Source organism: Arthrobacter sp. Leaf69, assembly GCF_001422645.1.
GTDB lineage: Bacteria > Actinomycetota > Actinomycetes > Actinomycetales > Micrococcaceae > Arthrobacter.
Genome location: NZ_LMLR01000004.1, coordinates 1 through 14,178 on the forward strand (window position 1 = coordinate 1; position 14,178 = coordinate 14,178).

14 protein-coding genes and 1 pseudogene are annotated in these 14,178 nt (G+C 68.3%); 10 read left to right on the forward strand and 5 right to left on the reverse strand.

Features of this window, described 5'->3' with window-relative positions:
- A pseudogene (locus ASE96_RS05030) lies at nucleotides 1-300 on the reverse strand (HNH endonuclease); the annotation flags it as partial.
- 285 nt (nucleotides 301-585) lie between these two features.
- Here ASE96_RS05030 and ASE96_RS05035 point away from each other — a divergent pair.
- Nucleotides 586-1,095 carry a hypothetical protein gene (locus tag ASE96_RS05035; protein ID WP_056427011.1) on the forward strand — a complete coding sequence of 170 codons (510 nt, stop codon included), beginning with the start codon at nucleotides 586-588 and terminating at the stop codon, nucleotides 1,093-1,095.
- A 10-nt stretch (nucleotides 1,096-1,105) separates the two neighbouring features.
- Here ASE96_RS05035 and ASE96_RS05040 read toward each other — a convergent pair whose 3' ends face one another.
- Nucleotides 1,106-2,605 (reverse strand): amidohydrolase, encoded by a 1,500-nt coding sequence (locus tag ASE96_RS05040; protein WP_056427014.1) that lies wholly within the window; start codon nucleotides 2,603-2,605, stop codon nucleotides 1,106-1,108.
- 449 nt (nucleotides 2,606-3,054) lie between these two features.
- On the opposite strand from ASE96_RS05040, the gene ASE96_RS05045 reads away from it, so the two are divergent.
- The 9 genes from ASE96_RS05045 to ASE96_RS05085 all read left to right on the forward strand — a co-directional run bounded on the left by ASE96_RS05045 (nucleotide 3,055) and on the right by ASE96_RS05085 (nucleotide 10,986).
- The gene (locus tag ASE96_RS05045) at nucleotides 3,055-3,357 is read left to right on the forward strand and encodes a hypothetical protein (RefSeq protein WP_056427016.1); all 303 of its coding nucleotides are present in this window, start codon (nucleotides 3,055-3,057) and stop codon (nucleotides 3,355-3,357) included.
- Nucleotides 3,354-4,409: a zinc-dependent alcohol dehydrogenase family protein gene (locus ASE96_RS05050; protein WP_056427023.1), complete on the forward strand. Its 1,056-nt coding sequence runs from the start codon at nucleotides 3,354-3,356 to the stop codon at nucleotides 4,407-4,409. The genes ASE96_RS05045 and ASE96_RS05050 overlap by 4 nt, the downstream gene beginning before the upstream one ends.
- Nucleotides 4,406-4,852 (forward strand): flavodoxin family protein, encoded by a 447-nt coding sequence (locus ASE96_RS05055; RefSeq protein WP_056427024.1) that lies wholly within the window; start codon nucleotides 4,406-4,408, stop codon nucleotides 4,850-4,852. The genes ASE96_RS05050 and ASE96_RS05055 overlap by 4 nt, the downstream gene beginning before the upstream one ends.
- Before the next feature lie 58 nt (nucleotides 4,853-4,910).
- Nucleotides 4,911-6,680, forward strand: a complete 1,770-nt coding sequence (locus tag ASE96_RS05060) for a DUF4389 domain-containing protein (RefSeq protein ID WP_082492591.1) — start codon at nucleotides 4,911-4,913, stop codon at nucleotides 6,678-6,680.
- A 261-nt stretch (nucleotides 6,681-6,941) separates the two neighbouring features.
- Entirely contained in the window at nucleotides 6,942-7,778 is an 837-nt protein-coding gene (locus ASE96_RS05065) for a DUF4397 domain-containing protein (protein WP_056427026.1), read from the forward strand.
- Between the two features lie 506 nt (nucleotides 7,779-8,284).
- Complete coding sequence (locus tag ASE96_RS19490) at nucleotides 8,285-8,704, forward strand: class F sortase (protein WP_235500130.1); 420 nt, start codon at nucleotides 8,285-8,287, stop codon at nucleotides 8,702-8,704.
- Nucleotides 8,701-9,330: an RNA polymerase sigma factor gene (locus ASE96_RS05075; protein WP_056427029.1), complete on the forward strand. Its 630-nt coding sequence runs from the start codon at nucleotides 8,701-8,703 to the stop codon at nucleotides 9,328-9,330. Before ASE96_RS19490 ends, ASE96_RS05075 begins: the two co-directional genes overlap by 4 nt.
- On the forward strand, nucleotides 9,317-10,123 hold the full coding sequence (locus ASE96_RS05080; RefSeq protein WP_056427034.1) for an anti-sigma factor domain-containing protein: 807 nt from the start codon (nucleotides 9,317-9,319) through the stop codon (nucleotides 10,121-10,123). Before ASE96_RS05075 ends, ASE96_RS05080 begins: the two co-directional genes overlap by 14 nt.
- Nucleotides 10,124-10,206: 83 nt before the next feature.
- A complete protein-coding gene (locus ASE96_RS05085; protein WP_056427036.1) occupies nucleotides 10,207-10,986 on the forward strand; it encodes an SDR family NAD(P)-dependent oxidoreductase in 780 nt (259 codons plus the stop codon).
- On the opposite strand, the gene ASE96_RS05090 is transcribed toward ASE96_RS05085, so the two are convergent.
- The 3 genes from ASE96_RS05090 to ASE96_RS05100 all read right to left on the reverse strand — a co-directional run bounded on the left by ASE96_RS05090 (nucleotide 10,983) and on the right by ASE96_RS05100 (nucleotide 14,162).
- On the reverse strand, nucleotides 10,983-12,122 hold the full coding sequence (locus ASE96_RS05090; protein ID WP_056427039.1) for a sulfite oxidase: 1,140 nt from the start codon (nucleotides 12,120-12,122) through the stop codon (nucleotides 10,983-10,985). The two genes, ASE96_RS05085 and ASE96_RS05090, sit on opposite strands and share 4 nt — an antisense overlap.
- Before the next feature lie 176 nt (nucleotides 12,123-12,298).
- A complete protein-coding gene (locus ASE96_RS05095; RefSeq protein ID WP_056427041.1) occupies nucleotides 12,299-13,153 on the reverse strand; it encodes an SDR family oxidoreductase in 855 nt (284 codons plus the stop codon).
- A 4-nt stretch (nucleotides 13,154-13,157) separates the two neighbouring features.
- Complete coding sequence (locus ASE96_RS05100; RefSeq protein WP_056427044.1) at nucleotides 13,158-14,162, reverse strand: aldo/keto reductase family protein; 1,005 nt, start codon at nucleotides 14,160-14,162, stop codon at nucleotides 13,158-13,160.
- Nucleotides 14,163-14,178: the final 16 nt, after the last annotated feature.

Genomic DNA, 14,178 nt, shown 5'->3' on the forward strand with positions numbered 1-14,178 from the left:
GGCCCCGAGCTCGGCCGCCGGCATCCCGGCGTCGGCCTGTTCACGGCGCTGCAGCAGATCGAACGCGACGGACAAACGTGCCTGACGGGCAGCCAGGGCAGATTTCGCGTCTTCCAGCTCACGGATCTGGCTGATCAGTCCCGCACTGTCGGAGGCGGGCCGGACAGCCGCCAGCGCCCGGGCCACCTCCGCGACCGTCACGCCTGCCGCCGTTCCTGAAGCCACTTCCGGCTCAACGGCGCCAGCCGGATGAAGTGATCCAGCCGGTTGAAATGCGTCGGGCCCCTGGTCGCCGTCCATGATCAAACTCTACTTTTGGGCTCCGACATTAAATGCTCCGACAATGGATGCTCCGACATTTAGACGGTGAACCGGTGCGGACGGACAGGCAATCCGCCGGACAGGATCCGCGCCCTGGTTGCCCGGCCGCCGGTTCTGCAGCATCCGATTGTCGAGCCACTGCCGGCTCCTGCTCGCCGTTCATAGAAAACACGCTATCGGTCACCGCCGACAATTAAAGGCAACCGCGGAACCGGCGCTTCCGTAAGCTTTAGAGGACCGCCCGCGCCCCGATCCAAGGAACCCATGCCCATCAACAGACAGTCACTGAAGCAGGACGGGTTCACCGGGTTCCGGCAGTTGGCGGACCTTGAAATCAACCGGATTCCGCAGAAACCCGGGATCTTTGTGGTGCTCCAGCCGGAGGGCTTCCGGCCGCAGTTCCTGGCCAGGAGCACGGCCGGCATTTTCAAGAAAAAGGACCCCACCCTGAAGCCGGAAGCGCTCACCGCCGAATGGGTCGACGGCGCAGAGGTCCTGTACGTGGGCAAGGCCGGGCCCGGCAGCAAGGGCAACCGGGGGCTCCGCCGGCAGATCCAGGAATTCGTCGACTTCGGCAAGGGCAAACCTCCCGGCCACTGGGACGGCCGGCTGATTTGGCAGCTCGCCGCCGTCGGCAATCTGATCATCGCGTGGAAAATGCTGCCCGCCGAGGAGCTCAGCGCAGCCGAAGCGGGATATCATGCTGGGTTCGTGGAGGAGTACGGCCGGCTTCCGTTCGCCAACCTGGTCCGGGCGCGGGTCAAGGGCAGCTAGCCCCGGCCACTCAGAAGGCGCCGTACGTGAACCGCCCCGCCACCATCGTCGCGGCCACCGGCATCGCCGCGAACTCCGTGTCGGATACCGCCAGCGGGTCGACGTCGAGCGCCGCGAGATCCGCCGGATCGCCCGCCCGGACTGTGCCCCGCCCGCGCGTTGACGCTGTCAGGGCCTCTTGCCGCGTGAGGGCCTGCTCGGGGTGCCAGGGCCCGCGGCCGTCCGGCCGTGACCGGGTGGTGGCCGCCGACATCGCGGTCCACGGCTCCAGCGCCGCCACCGGCGCGTCCGATCCCAGCGCCAGGGTGGCCCCGGCAGCCAGCAGCGACCGCAGCGGGAACGCCCGGTCCGTGCGGCCGGCCCAGTTGGAATCGGCGGCGTCCCGGTCATCCAGCGCGTGGGCGGGCTGGACACTTGCCGTCAGCCCCAGTCCGCCGAAACGCGCGAAGTCCTGGCTGCGGACAAACTGGGCATGCTCAATCCGGCCCGTGATCCCCGCGGCTGCGAAGGCATCCAGCGCAACCTCGTTGGCGGCGTCGCCGATCGCGTGCACGGCGGGGACGAATCCGGACTCCCGGGCCCGGACCAGCAGGTCCAGCAGTTCCGTCGCGGTCACAGTGAGTAGCCCGTGGCCGCCATGCGGATACGGGTCCACGCAGTATGCCGTGCGGGTGTTCAACGAGCCGTCAATCAGCACCTTGAGCGGACCCACCCGCAGCAGCCCCGCCCCGCCGGCTACGTCCAAACCGGTCCGCATCCCCGCCGCAATGGCCCGGTCAAGGTCCTGCGGATAGACGCCGGCGTCCACCCTGAAGGCGTCGAATCCGCCGGCCACGCGGCGCAGCCAGACGTCCCGGTTCCACGTCATTTCGAAGTCGACAATCCCCACGATCCCGCGTGCGGCCGCGGCTTCGGCGGACTCCCGCACCCAGCCGTCCACCACCGCGTCGGGCAGGTTGCCCAGCTCACGGGTCAGTTCAAAGGCCGGCTCCTCGCGCAGCAGCCCGGACGCGTCCACCGCCACACCGTAACGGGAAGCCGCCGCGCTGTTGAGCCAGACGCAGTGCAGATCATGGCTCAGCAGCGCCGTCGGCACGCCCCGGGTGGCGCCGTCGAGCAGCTCCAGGCTGGGAACATCCGACCAGACCGCGTCCCGGAAACCCACGCCCACCGCCGTCACGGCGTCGTCGCCTTCGCGTCCGCGGCCGGACAGCGCGGAACGCACGACGTCGGCCGCCTCGCCCGCCGAGGCGGCGCGGGAGAGGTCGATCCGGTTGGCGGCGAGGGCCCACTGCGTCATGTGGACATGCTCATCCCACAATCCCGGGATGAGGTACCGGCCGTCCAGATCCACCACCCTCGCAGCGGCGGTGTTGCCCGGGATCCCCGCGGGAGCCAGCCGCGAAACCAGGCCGTCCACCACGTGCACGTCATACAGCGCCGTCCCGCCGGGGATCCGCGCGGACGCGAGCACGAGGTCATTCACGGCGGGGGCAAGTGATGCAGGCATACGAAACAGGCTATGGGCCGGCGCGCGCCGCGCCAATGAGGACCCGCCGCCGCGCCGATCCTGACCCGCCGAGGCCGCTCAGGATCCTTGGGATTCCACGGGGAGCCGGGCTTTCGGCCGCACACGGGACTTTCGCCCCTTGCCCCGTATATACGCACCCTCCATGCTTGATTTGGGGCGGTTCCTGCACGGCCATTGGGGGATGAACCGCTTGCTACAGCAGTTGTTCGGTCTCGCTCGAACCTTGGGGAAGGAAAAGGCGTTCTGCGCTGGTCCGTGTCTGCGGGACCAGGGCAGGGGGCCGCGGCCAACATGACTGTCACCAGCGATTTTCACCTTTTTGAACCCGTCCAGGGGCAGCCCGGGAGCTCTGATGCCCCGTGACCCACAGACAACACAGCTCCCGAAGTAGCGCCTACTACGCGCACCCCTCCCACGGGGATCCCCGCATGAAAGTCCTCATCCGGATCGACTCCGTTGCGGAATCGTCTCGGGTCGACGTGCGGGGCGTCGTCACGCCGGCAAATATCCGCGCCCTCTATGTTGTCTGCCGCCGTGTGGCAGCCAAACTTCCCGGCTACGAAATCGTCATCAACCTCGCCCACGCCCGCGTGACCGCCGATGCCATTGAAGAACTTCACGAGCACGCCCGCCGCTCCGTTGTGTCATCCGGCATCGACGCGTCCGTGACGCCGTGCCGGTTGCGCATCGTGGACCCGCCGAACATCCTCAGAGTCAAGGAGAACGCATGAAAGCCCTCGTCTATGGCGGTCCCGGGGAAAAGTCCTGGACGGACGTTCCCGATCCCAAGATCCAGAATCCCAGCGACGTGATCGTGAAAGTGGACACCACCACGATCTGCGGAACGGACCTCCATATTCTCAAGGGGGACGTTCCTGCCGTGACCAAGGGCCGGATCCTGGGCCACGAAGGCGTCGGGACCATCACCGAAGTGGGCTCCTCGGTCACCAGCCTCAAGGTGGGGGACCGCGTGATCATCTCCTGCATCAAGTCCTGTGGCCACTGCGCGAACTGCAAGACCGGCCTTTACTCGCACTGCATGGGCGAGGAAGGGGCATCCGGCATTGGCTGGGTCTTCGGCCACCTGATCGACGGTACCCAGGCCGAGTACGTCCGCGTCCCGTACGCCGAAAATTCGCTCCATCTGCTTCCTGAAGGCGTCACCGACGAACGGGCCGTGATGCTCTCCGACATCCTTCCCACCGGTTTCGAAATCGGTGTGCAGTACGGCCGGGTCAAGCCTGGCGATACGGTCGCCGTCGTCGGTGCCGGACCGGTGGGCCTCGCCGCGATCGCCACCGCCGGGCTTTACGGGGCCGCCACCATCATCGCCGTGGACCTTGACGCGAACCGGCTGGAGAAGTCCCGCGAGTTCGGCGCCACCAACGTCGTCCTCTCCAGCGACGCCGACTGGAAGGAGCAGGTGCTCGCGCTGACCGACGGGCAGGGAGTGGACGTGGCCATTGAGGCGGTCGGCATTCCGGCGACGTTCAACATGTGCACGGACATAGTGCGTCCCGGCGGCAATGTGGCCAACGTGGGCGTGCACGGCAAGTCCGTGGAGCTGCATGTGGAAAACCTCTGGATCCAAAACATCAACATCAGCATGGGCCTGGTCAATGCCAACACCACACCGATGCTGCTCAAGCTCGTGGCCCAGAACAAGGTGCCGGCGGAAAAATTCGCCACCCACCACTTCAGCTTCGACCAGTTCCTGGAGGCCTACGACACGTTCGCCCGCGCCGCGGAAACGAAGGCGCTCAAGGTAGTGATCACGGCATGAAAGCCCTGGTTGTCTACGATTCGGCGTACGGCAACACCAGATCGGTCGCGGAGGCGATCGCCGGCTCGCTCGACGGCGTGCAGGCGAGCTCCGTTCCGGTGGGCGAGTTCAAACCCGAAACCCTCGCGGCGGGGGACCTCCTTGTGGTCGGCAGCCCGATCAACGGATGGCGCCCGACGCCGAAAATCACCTCGTTGCTGGCTGCCCTGGGAGACGGTTCCCTCAAGGGCGTGAACGCCGCGGCGTTCGATACGCGCGTCCGGATGTTCATCCACGGCGATGCAGCCAAGAAGATATCCCATGCCCTCAAGGCCGGCGGTGCAGACATCATCGCCGAACCCATGCCGTTCTACGTGAAAGGAAGCGAAGGGCCGCTGCGTGACGGCGAAATCGAAAAGGCCCAGGGCTGGGGACGCCGCCTGCTTACCTCGCTAGGGCGCTAACCGGCGTCCATGCTGAACCGGAGGGTCCTGACAAGGGCCATGTGAAAGGACGGCGCTCATGCGACCAGGCCGGATTGTCATGCTCGTGCTGGGTACGCTCAGCGCACTCCTCGGCTTGGGTCTGCTGGCTGGCGCCGGCGCCGTCGGGTGGGCCAACTACCAGCAGCGCGACAACGGGTTTTTCACCACGCCGGTGGAGCGTTTTGCTGCCGATTCCTACGCCCTCACTTCTCCACGGCTCGACATCATGACGGAAAGCAGCTTCCCTGAAACGTCCCCGGTGGTGCCGGGAAGCATCATGCTCCGCGGCTCGGCGGCCGATCCGGCGAAGGCCATCTTCATCGGCATCGCTCCACAGGCCGATGTGGCGGCCTACCTGGCTGGCGTCAACCACTCAGAAATCGTTGACGTCAGATTTGCGCCTTTCCGGGTGCAGTACCGTGAATTGCCCGGCACGAGTGTTCCGGCGCCGCCCGCGGATCAGACTTTCTGGACCGCGCTCGCCACCGGGCCCGGGACCCAGGAGCTCCAGTGGGACCTGCGGCCAGGGGCCTGGGCCGTGGTCATCATGAACGCGGACGCCACCGCTCCGGTGGCCGTGGACCTTCGAGCCGGAGCCCGCTCTGACCTCCTGTGGCCCGTGTTCGTCGGCCTGTTGATCGGCGGAATCCTGTTCCTGCTGATCGGTGTGCCACTGATCGTGTTTGGCGCCGCCGGGCTGGGCAAGGGCGTACCGCCCGCCGGCCCCGGAGCTCCGGCGCGGGCCTATGCCGGGCAGCCAGTCCCGGGACAGCAGGCATATGCCGCCCAGCCGTATGGGGCCGGTGCGCCGCCTGCCGTCCCGCCGGGTGCTGCACCGTCCACCCCGCCGGGTGCCGGCGTCGTATATCCGGCCCGGCTCAACGGCTATCTGGACCCGAACCTGTCCCGGTGGAAGTGGCTGTTCAAGTGGTTCCTGGCGATCCCGCACTTCATCGTGCTCTTCTTCCTCTGGTTTGCCTTCGGTGTGGTCACCATCGTGGCGTGGTTCGCGATCCTCTTCACCGGGCACTACCCGCGCTCGCTGTTCAACTTCAACGTCGGGGTGATCCGCTGGAGCTGGCGGGTGGCCTTCTACTCCTACGGGGCGCTCGGCACGGACCGCTACCCGCCTTTCACCCTGGCGCGCACCGACTACCCGGCCGACTTCGACGTCGACTATCCGGAGAAGCTCTCCCACGGCCTGGTGCTCGTGAAGTCCTGGCTGCTGGCCCTTCCACACCTGCTGATCATCGCGCTCCTGACCGGCACCGCCCAGACCTGGGTGTACCACGACGGCGAATGGGTGCAGGTCAGCGCGGGGATGTCCCTGTTCGGGCTGCTGGTCTTCATCGCCGGGGTCATCCTGCTGTTCACCGGGGTGTACTCGCGGGGCCTTTTCGACTTCCTGCTGGGCCTGAACCGCTGGATTTACCGCGTCACCACCTACGTTGCGCTGATGCGTGACGAATACCCGCCGTTCCACCTGGACATGGGGCCCCGGGACCCCGGGGAAGCCGCTGCGACGCCTCCCGCCGTGACTCCTCCCGGCCCCGGGTACGCGCCGCTGCCGGGCGGGACCGGCATGCCGGGTGTCCCGGGCGGCCCGCCGCCCCTCTACGGCCAGCCTGGTCCTGGTGTGACAGGCCAGCCCGGTCCGGCCGCGGCCGGGCCAGCCGAGGGCCAGCCGGGCTTCTACGGTATCGGCGGGCCCGCAGCCGCCCGTCCCGATCAGCCGGACGCCTCGTCAGCCGCCGGGCCCGATCAGCCAGGCGCCACCTCCGGCCCGGACAAGCCACCGCCGGCCTAGGACATCCGGAACGACGACAGCCGCGGCCGGGCAGCTCACTAGAGCAGCCCGGCCGCGTCGCTGTGTCCGCTTGCCGGTTCCCGCAGGGACGGGCGTCAACCCTCCGCGGGCCCGCGGGTCCTGCCTGCCCGGTCGCCGCTGCCCGGCGGCACCTTCTTCAAAAGACTTTTACATGCGTGTGCATCCAAACAGCCTCCAACGCCGGTAGTAGGGGTGTAAGCAATAAATCGCCCGCGTGGCGGGCCGTTGAAGGAGATGTAAATGCGTACCAGCCTTTTCACAGCAGGCGCCGTGGCGATCGCGGCAGCTCTCACCCTTGCCGGCCCTGCCCAGGCGGCCGAGTCCGACGCCCAGCTGTCCGTCCTCCACGGCGTGCCGGGGCTGACCGTTGACGTCTGGGTCAACGGCGAACGCACCCTGGACGATTTCACGCCCGGCACCCTCGCCGGCCCGCTCGCCCTGCCGCCCGGCGACTATGACCTTGCCATCACGGCCGCCGATGCCGCGGACGCCTCTGCCCCTGTGATCGGGCCCGTCACGGTCAGCCTCGCGGCCAACGGCAACTACACGGCCGTGGCCAACCTCGACGCAGAGGGCAACCCGACGGCCAACTTCTTCACGAACGACGTCTCGCAAATCGATCCCGGCAAGGGCAAGCTCACTGTCCGCCACACGGCAGCTGCGCCGGCCGTGGACATCCTCGCCGGAGGTACCGCCGTGATCTCCGGCCTGGCCAACCCCAATGAGGAGACCCTCACGCTGGATCCCGGAACCCTCTCCGTTGCGGTGGCCGCGGCCGGCACCACCGAACCGGTGATCGGCCCGGCCGACGTAACGGTCGCGGAAGGCACCCACACAGTGGTGTACGCGTGGGGCAGCCTCGCGGACAACAACCTGCAACTGGCCGTGCAGAACATTGAGGGTCTGCACTCCGCCCCGGCCGGCGTTCCCGGCGGACGATCCGGCGCAGCTGACGCCGCGACCGGATCAACCGGTCAGGCAGCCACCACGGTAGGCATCGGAGCCGCGCTCCTCCTGCTCCTGGCCGGCGGGTTCGCCGTGACCCGGAAGCAACCGGCGCTCCGCCGCACCCGCTAGGCACCAACCGCGTGTACCGGCCGCCCGGTCACCCCGGGCGGCCGGCCCCTGACATCCAATCCGACAAGGGGAGGCCCGAGATGAACCGTACGACGGCGGCGGAGCCCACCGGGGTTCCCCCGGCTTCTGGCCGGCGGTCGACGGCGCGGCGGACGGCTGCGCGTTGCTCGGCCGCACGTTGGTCTGTCGGACAGAGATCGGCGGCGCGGATCGCGGCGGCTGTCGTCGTAACGGTTGCGCTGTCGATCGCCGGTTCCGCCGCGCCCCGCGGAACGGATGCTGAGCCCCCGGCCGCGGAGAGATCAGCAGCGGAGGGAACAGCCGCCCAGGCACCTGGCTCTGACGGGCCGCGATCCGGAGCCGAGCAGTCCCGGCCACCGGAGTCCCAAACTCCACAGTCCCAGCCGCGGGCTGCGGCTGCCCCGGTCCCGGGTGCAGCCATCCCGGTCCGTCCGGCAGCTCCAGCGGCCCGGGAGCCTAAGGACCCGGCCCCGCGCGCCCTCACCGTGGAGGGCACCACCATCAACATGGCCGTCGTGGACGTGGGGGTCAGTCCCAACGGGGCCATGGAGATCCCCGAGCCGTTCAACGAGGCCGGCTGGTACCGTTTCGGCCCGGCCCCCGGAGCCGCAGCCGGAACCGCGGTGGTCGCGGCGCACGTCGACACGACCTCGGATTCGGCGCCCTTTTCCCAGCTCAAGTCGCTGGCGCCGGGAACGCTGGTGACCGTCCGGCGGGACGGGGCCCCGCCCGTGACGTTCCGGGTGACCGGCGTGGAGCTTATGGCCAAGGACGCGTTCGACGGAGCGTCCATTTTCCGCCGCGACGGCCCTCCCCGGCTGAAGCTGGTGACCTGCGGCGGCCGATGGCTGGACGAGAAACAGGACTACGGCGACAATGTGATTGTCACAGCGGTGCCGGCATGATCCAGGACACAGCGCTCATCAGCACCACCAGCAGCGGGAAGGAGCCTGGCTTGGCCCCCTTCGAGGCCCCTTCCGCCTGGGACGCCGGACTGAACGAGTCCTTCGCCGCCGGTGACGAAACCGCGCTGGCCGAGGCGTACCGGCAGTTCTCGCCGCTGGTCCACACGCTGGCGCTGCGCTCATTGCGCGACAGTTCCGCGGCCGACGACGTCACGCAGGAGGTGTTCATCCGGGTGTGGCGCTCGCGGTCGGCGTTCGATCCGGGGAAAGCGCGGCTGCCGGCGTGGATCGTGGGCATCACCCGGAACGTGATCACGGACGCGCAGGCGGCCTCGGTGCGGGAAACCCGAAAGGTGCTGGCCGCCGTCGAGCGTTCCCCGGCCCCGGAAGATCCCGCCGGGCATGCGGCCGCGGAGGTGCTGGCCGACCGCCTGCTGCTGGACGGGGAGCTGGAAAGGCTGGGGGAGCCGCAGGGATCCATCCTCAAGCTGGCCTTCTACGATGACCTGACGCATTCGCAGATTTCACAGAAACTGGACCTGCCGCTTGGTACGGTCAAGAGCCACATCCGCCGCAGCCTGTCCCAGCTCAGAAGCCGATTGGAGGTAGACCGTGCAACATCTTGATCCGGAGTCCCTGAGCCTGCTGGCCCTCGGCGAAGAGCTCGGAAACGACGCCGCGGAACACCTCCGCTCCTGCGCCAGCTGCGCAGCGGAATACGCCAGCCTCCGCCGCGCCGTCGTGGCAGCAAAGCCCGGACCGGACGTCGCCGCACTGGAATCGCCCGGGCCGCAGGTATGGGCAGGAATTCACAGCGCGCTGGGGCTTTCCCCCGCCGTCGCCGCCGACCCGCTGGGATCCCCGACGGCGTCCGGCTCCCCGCCGCCGTTTGCGCCGTCACCGGAACAGCCGTCGTCCGGGTCCGTGACTCCGCTCCCGTCCCGGGAAGCCGGGGCCCGCGGGAAGCCTGACCGCAGCGGCGGTTCCGGCTGGCTCCGCCGTCCCGGGGTATGGCTGGCAGCCGCCGCGGCCACAGCGCTGCTGGCGGCGGGCGTCTTCTGGTCCGTTCAGCAGAACCAGCCGGTGGTCACGCCGCTGTCCCAGACCGAGCTCGCGCCGGTGGACCAGCATTCCGCCACCGGCTCGGCCCAGGTGGTCGAAGCCAAGGACGGACAGCGCACGCTGGAAGTGCGGGTAGACAAGAACGAGGCCCGCGGTTACCAGGAGGTCTGGCTGATCGCGCCCGATCTGACACGGCTGGTGAGCCTGGGCGTGATGACGTCCGAGTCCGGCTCGTTCCCGGTTCCCGCCGGGCTGGACCTGGCCGAATATCCGATCGTGGACGTCTCCGACGAGCCGGTGGACGGCAACCCCGCGCACTCCAGCGTGAGCATTGTCCGCGGAACCCTCGCCTCCTGAACAGACCGGCCCCTCTTGCCAGCAACCCCCGGCGAGAACATAGTTGAGGGAATTTACCACTCCACCGCGGGAGGCAGGCGGCCATGTTGAACAATGAGGTCCCCGGCAACGGACTGCTGCAGGGCAAAACGGCGCTGATCTACGGTGCGGGCGGTTCCATCGGCGGCGCCGTGGCCCGGGCTTTCGCTGCGGAGGGCGCCTTCGTCCACCTTGCCGGGCGCACCGAGTCGCGGCTTGAAAAGGTGGCCCGGGACATCCTGGAGGACGGCGGCAGGGCGGAAACCGCCGTCGTCGACGCCCTGGACGAGGAACAGGTCGACGCATTCGTGGACCGCGTGGCGAAGAAGCACAGACGGATCGACATCTCCTTCAACCTCATCTCCTTTGGCGACATCCAGCAACCGCTGATGGAGATCGACGTCAACGACTTCACCCAGCCCATCACCTTGGCCACGCGCACCCACTTCATCACCACCCGGGCCGCGGCGACGCGCATGATCAAACAACGCTCCGGCGTGGTGCTGATGTTCGGCGGCTCGGGACCCCAGACCATTCCCGGGCTTGGTGGCTTCAAGGTGGCCCTGGACGCGATGGAGGGGCTGCGCCGCCAATGGGCCCTGGAACTGGGAAAACACGGCATCCGAGTGGTCACTATGGTGTCCGGCGGCATCATCGAGACGATCCCGTGGCAGGCGGAGGGACGCGAGGAGATCATCGTGGAGATTGCCAAGGCCGCCCACCTGAACCGCACCGCCACTCTGGCCGACGTCGGAAACGTCGCCTGCTTCGTGGCCTCGGACAAGGCCGGGGCCATCACAGACGCCACGGTCAACATCTCCGCCGGCGCGATCGTGGACTACTAGGTCCGGGGCGCCTCCGGCTGCCCGACCGTCACCTTGATCCGCTGCACCACGTTGTTGCCCATGCCCTGGTAGTTCCAGGCCTGCTCCAGCGGCTGCGCCGCACCGGTGGCGTCCGTGGCGCGGCAGGCAAGCTCGTGTTCGCCGGGGTCAGCAACCCACGGCATGGACCAGGCGCACCAAGCGAAGGGCGCGGCAGGATGCTGCAGCTGCGCCGGCGCCCACTTGCCGTCGATCCCGACCTCGACGCGCTGCACCGCGCCCTCCCCGGACCACGCCCGGCCGGTCAGCATCACCGGGCCGGGCGGCACGATCCTGCTCCTGGTGAAAAAGTCCGGCACACCCGGCGGAACCATCAGCGAACGGACTTTGATCCAGGAGACGGGACTGCCGGCGTCGTCCGCGTCCTGCTGATAGCGGTACGCGACCGTCTGCTGGAAACCCTCGAACGGTTTGGTCAGCACCTGGATCGAGGAGAGCCATTTCACGCTCGCCATGCCGTACCAGCCGGGGACCACCAGCCGCAGGGGATAACCGTGCTGCGGGGGCAGGTCGCTGCCGTTCATCTGGTACGCCAGCACGATGTCGGGCCGCAGGGCTTCCGCTATCGGAAGGCTCCGGGCGAACTGATGCCGGACCCCGCCCTGGAATCCGCTGTCGGCGCCGGTGAACGCCACCTCCACGGCGTCGTCCTCCACTCCGGCCTGGGTCAGCAGGTAGGCGAGCGGGACGCCGGTCCAGACGGCGGTGCCCACGGCCTCGAGCTGCCACGGCTGGCTCAGCGGACGGGGCCGCAGCAGGGAGCGGCCGTTGCCGGCGCACTCCAAGGTCACGGGGATGCTGATCGTCGGCGCCCGGCGAATCGCCTTGAGGTTCAGCTCCAGGGACCGCTGCACAGCGCCGCCGATCCGCAGGTGCCACTGCTCGGCATCGACGAACGGGATGTCGAAGTGGTTCAGCAGATAATGCAGCCCGGGCGGGGTGATGTCGTTCCGCAGGGCCTCCAGCGGCATGGAGTGGTTCCGCACCGCGAGCTGGAGTTCCTCCGCGGTCAGCGGGCCGTGGCTCGGTTCGCCGGGGTGCGGCGTGAGCTTCCGTCCGTGGCGCGGTGTCTTCAGGATGGATGAGTGTCGGGACATCTGTTTTGGCATGGCACTGCGATTCTGCTCCGGACCAGCCCGGTTTTGGACCGGTGTCACCTGTAGTCAGGTCTACGCCTGGGCCCGGAAGCCGTCAATACTGGGCCAGCCCGGCAGCCCGGCAGCCCGGCAGCCCGGCAGCCCGGCAGCCCGGCAGCCCGGGACGGGACGCGGGACTAAATCGTGTGCGACTCGGCCAGGAACTGCGCCAGGCCCAGCGGTTCGCGGCCGGTGAGTTCGTGCACGGCCGACGTCGGGCCGGCCAGTTCGCCCGCGGCGATGGCAGTGTAGGTGCTCACCCAGGCATCTACCTGCCACGGCGGGGCGCCATAGGGAGCCCGCGAGGCGTAGGCCTCCTCGAGGGTCTCGTGGTGGAACGTGATGCGCCGGCCGGTCCCGGCGGTGAGGAGGTCCGCTGCCGCCGAGAGGGAAATGTCCTCGGGTCCGGTGAGATCGTAGGTTCTGCCGACGTGCAGGGCAGGGTCGCGGAGCACGGTCACGGCGGCGCGGGCGACATCGGCGCGGGCAACAGCCGCCATGACGCCGTTCCCGGCGGGTCCACGGATCACCCCGTCCTCGCCTGCCAGCAGTGGCAGGAAGTCCAGGTAGAAGTTGTCCCGCAGGAAGGTGTAGTCCATCCCCGACGCTTTGATCCGTTCCTCGGTGGCGAAGTGGTCCCGGCCCAGGGTGAACGTGGAATCGGCTGCCGCGCCGAAGAATGAGGTGTACACGATGTGCCGCACGCCGGCCGCGGCCGCCGCGTCCACGAAAGTGCAGTGCTGCTGCAGCCGGTCCTCGGTTTCTGCGGCGGAAACCATCAAGAGTGTCTCCACTCCGTCGAGGGCGGCTTTCGCGAGCACCGGATCGGCATAGGCCACCGTCACGGGGACGGCGTCCGCCAGTTCCGGCGCCCGGCCGATATCGCGGACCAGCAGACGCTGCGGGCTGCCGGCGCCGGCCAGTTGCCGCGCGACCAGCCCTCCCAGGTGCCCGGTGGAACCGGTGACGGCGAGCGTCGGCGCGGTTGCCACGGGCCTACCGCTCCCGCGAGGCGGGCGACTTGGTTTGCGCCGGGTCGCGCTCGGCGAGGGAGCCGATCGCGGCGTCGATCTTTTCCATGATTCCGGCGTCCAGCTTCACGCCCGCGGCCGCCACGTTCTTCTCGATCTGTTCCGGCCGGGATGCGCCCATGATGGCGGAGGCCACGTTCGGGTTCTGCAGCACCCAGGCGATACTCAGCTGGGCCATGGTCAGCCCGGCTTCCTCCGCGATCGGTTTGAGCTGCTGGACACCGGTGAGGACCTCATTGGACATCCAGCGCTCGATCATTTTCGAGCCGCCCTTGGAATCCGTGGCGCGGCTGCCCTCAGGGGCCGGCTTGCCTGGGTGGTACTTGCCGCTGAGCACACCCTGGGCAATCGGTGACCAGACAATCTGGGAGAGGCCCAGCTCTTCGGACGTCGGAATCACCTCGGCCTCGATGACCCGCCACAGCATTGAGTACTGCGGCTGGTTGGAGATCAGCTGGAAGCCGAGATCCTTGGCGAGGGCGTGGCCGTCGCGGATCTGGCCGGCTGTCCATTCGCTGACCCCGATGTAGAGGGCCTTGCCCTGCCGCACGATGTCCGCGAAGGCCTGCATCGTCTCTTCGAGCGGGGTCTCGTAGTCGTAGCGGTGGGCCTGGTAGAGGTCCACATAGTCCGTCTGCAGACGGGTCAGTGAGCCGTTGATGGCCTCCATAATGTGCTTGCGGGAGAGGCCAAGATCGTTATGGCCCTTGGGACCGGTGGGGCCGAAGACCTTGGTGAAGATTTCCAGCGACTCCCGCCGCTCGTCCCGGAGCGCCTTGCCGAGCACGGTCTCCGCGGCCGTGTTGGCGTAGACGTCCGCGGTGTCGAAGGTGCTGATGCCGGCGTCGAGCGCTGCCCGGACGCACTGGGTGGCGACCTCGTTCTCCACCTGCGAGCCGTGCGTGAGCCAGTTGCCGAACGTGATTTCCGAGATCTTGAAGCCGCTGTTCCCGAGGTATCTGAATTCCATGGGTTTCACCGTAGCC

Bases quoted from the DNA above. Each gene is read 5' to 3' on its own strand.
- ASE96_RS05035 (WP_056427011.1), top strand. From the start codon at position 586: ATGCCCATCAACAGACAGTCACTGAAGCAGGACGGGTTCACCGGGTTC.
- ASE96_RS05090 (WP_056427039.1), bottom strand. From the start codon at position 12,122: ATGTCCCGACACTCATCCATCCTGAAGACACCGCGCCACGGACGGAAG.
- ASE96_RS05040 (WP_056427014.1), bottom strand. From the start codon at position 2,605: ATGCCTGCATCACTTGCCCCCGCCGTGAATGACCTCGTGCTCGCGTCC.
- ASE96_RS05075 (WP_056427029.1), top strand. From the start codon at position 8,701: ATGATCCAGGACACAGCGCTCATCAGCACCACCAGCAGCGGGAAGGAG.
- ASE96_RS05085 (WP_056427036.1), top strand. From the start codon at position 10,207: ATGTTGAACAATGAGGTCCCCGGCAACGGACTGCTGCAGGGCAAAACG.
- ASE96_RS05050 (WP_056427023.1), top strand. From the start codon at position 3,354: ATGAAAGCCCTCGTCTATGGCGGTCCCGGGGAAAAGTCCTGGACGGAC.
- ASE96_RS05100 (WP_056427044.1), bottom strand. From the start codon at position 14,162: ATGGAATTCAGATACCTCGGGAACAGCGGCTTCAAGATCTCGGAAATC.
- ASE96_RS05065 (WP_056427026.1), top strand. From the start codon at position 6,942: ATGCGTACCAGCCTTTTCACAGCAGGCGCCGTGGCGATCGCGGCAGCT.
- ASE96_RS05045 (WP_056427016.1), top strand. From the start codon at position 3,055: ATGAAAGTCCTCATCCGGATCGACTCCGTTGCGGAATCGTCTCGGGTC.
- ASE96_RS05060 (WP_082492591.1), top strand. From the start codon at position 4,911: ATGCGACCAGGCCGGATTGTCATGCTCGTGCTGGGTACGCTCAGCGCA.
- ASE96_RS05055 (WP_056427024.1), top strand. From the start codon at position 4,406: ATGAAAGCCCTGGTTGTCTACGATTCGGCGTACGGCAACACCAGATCG.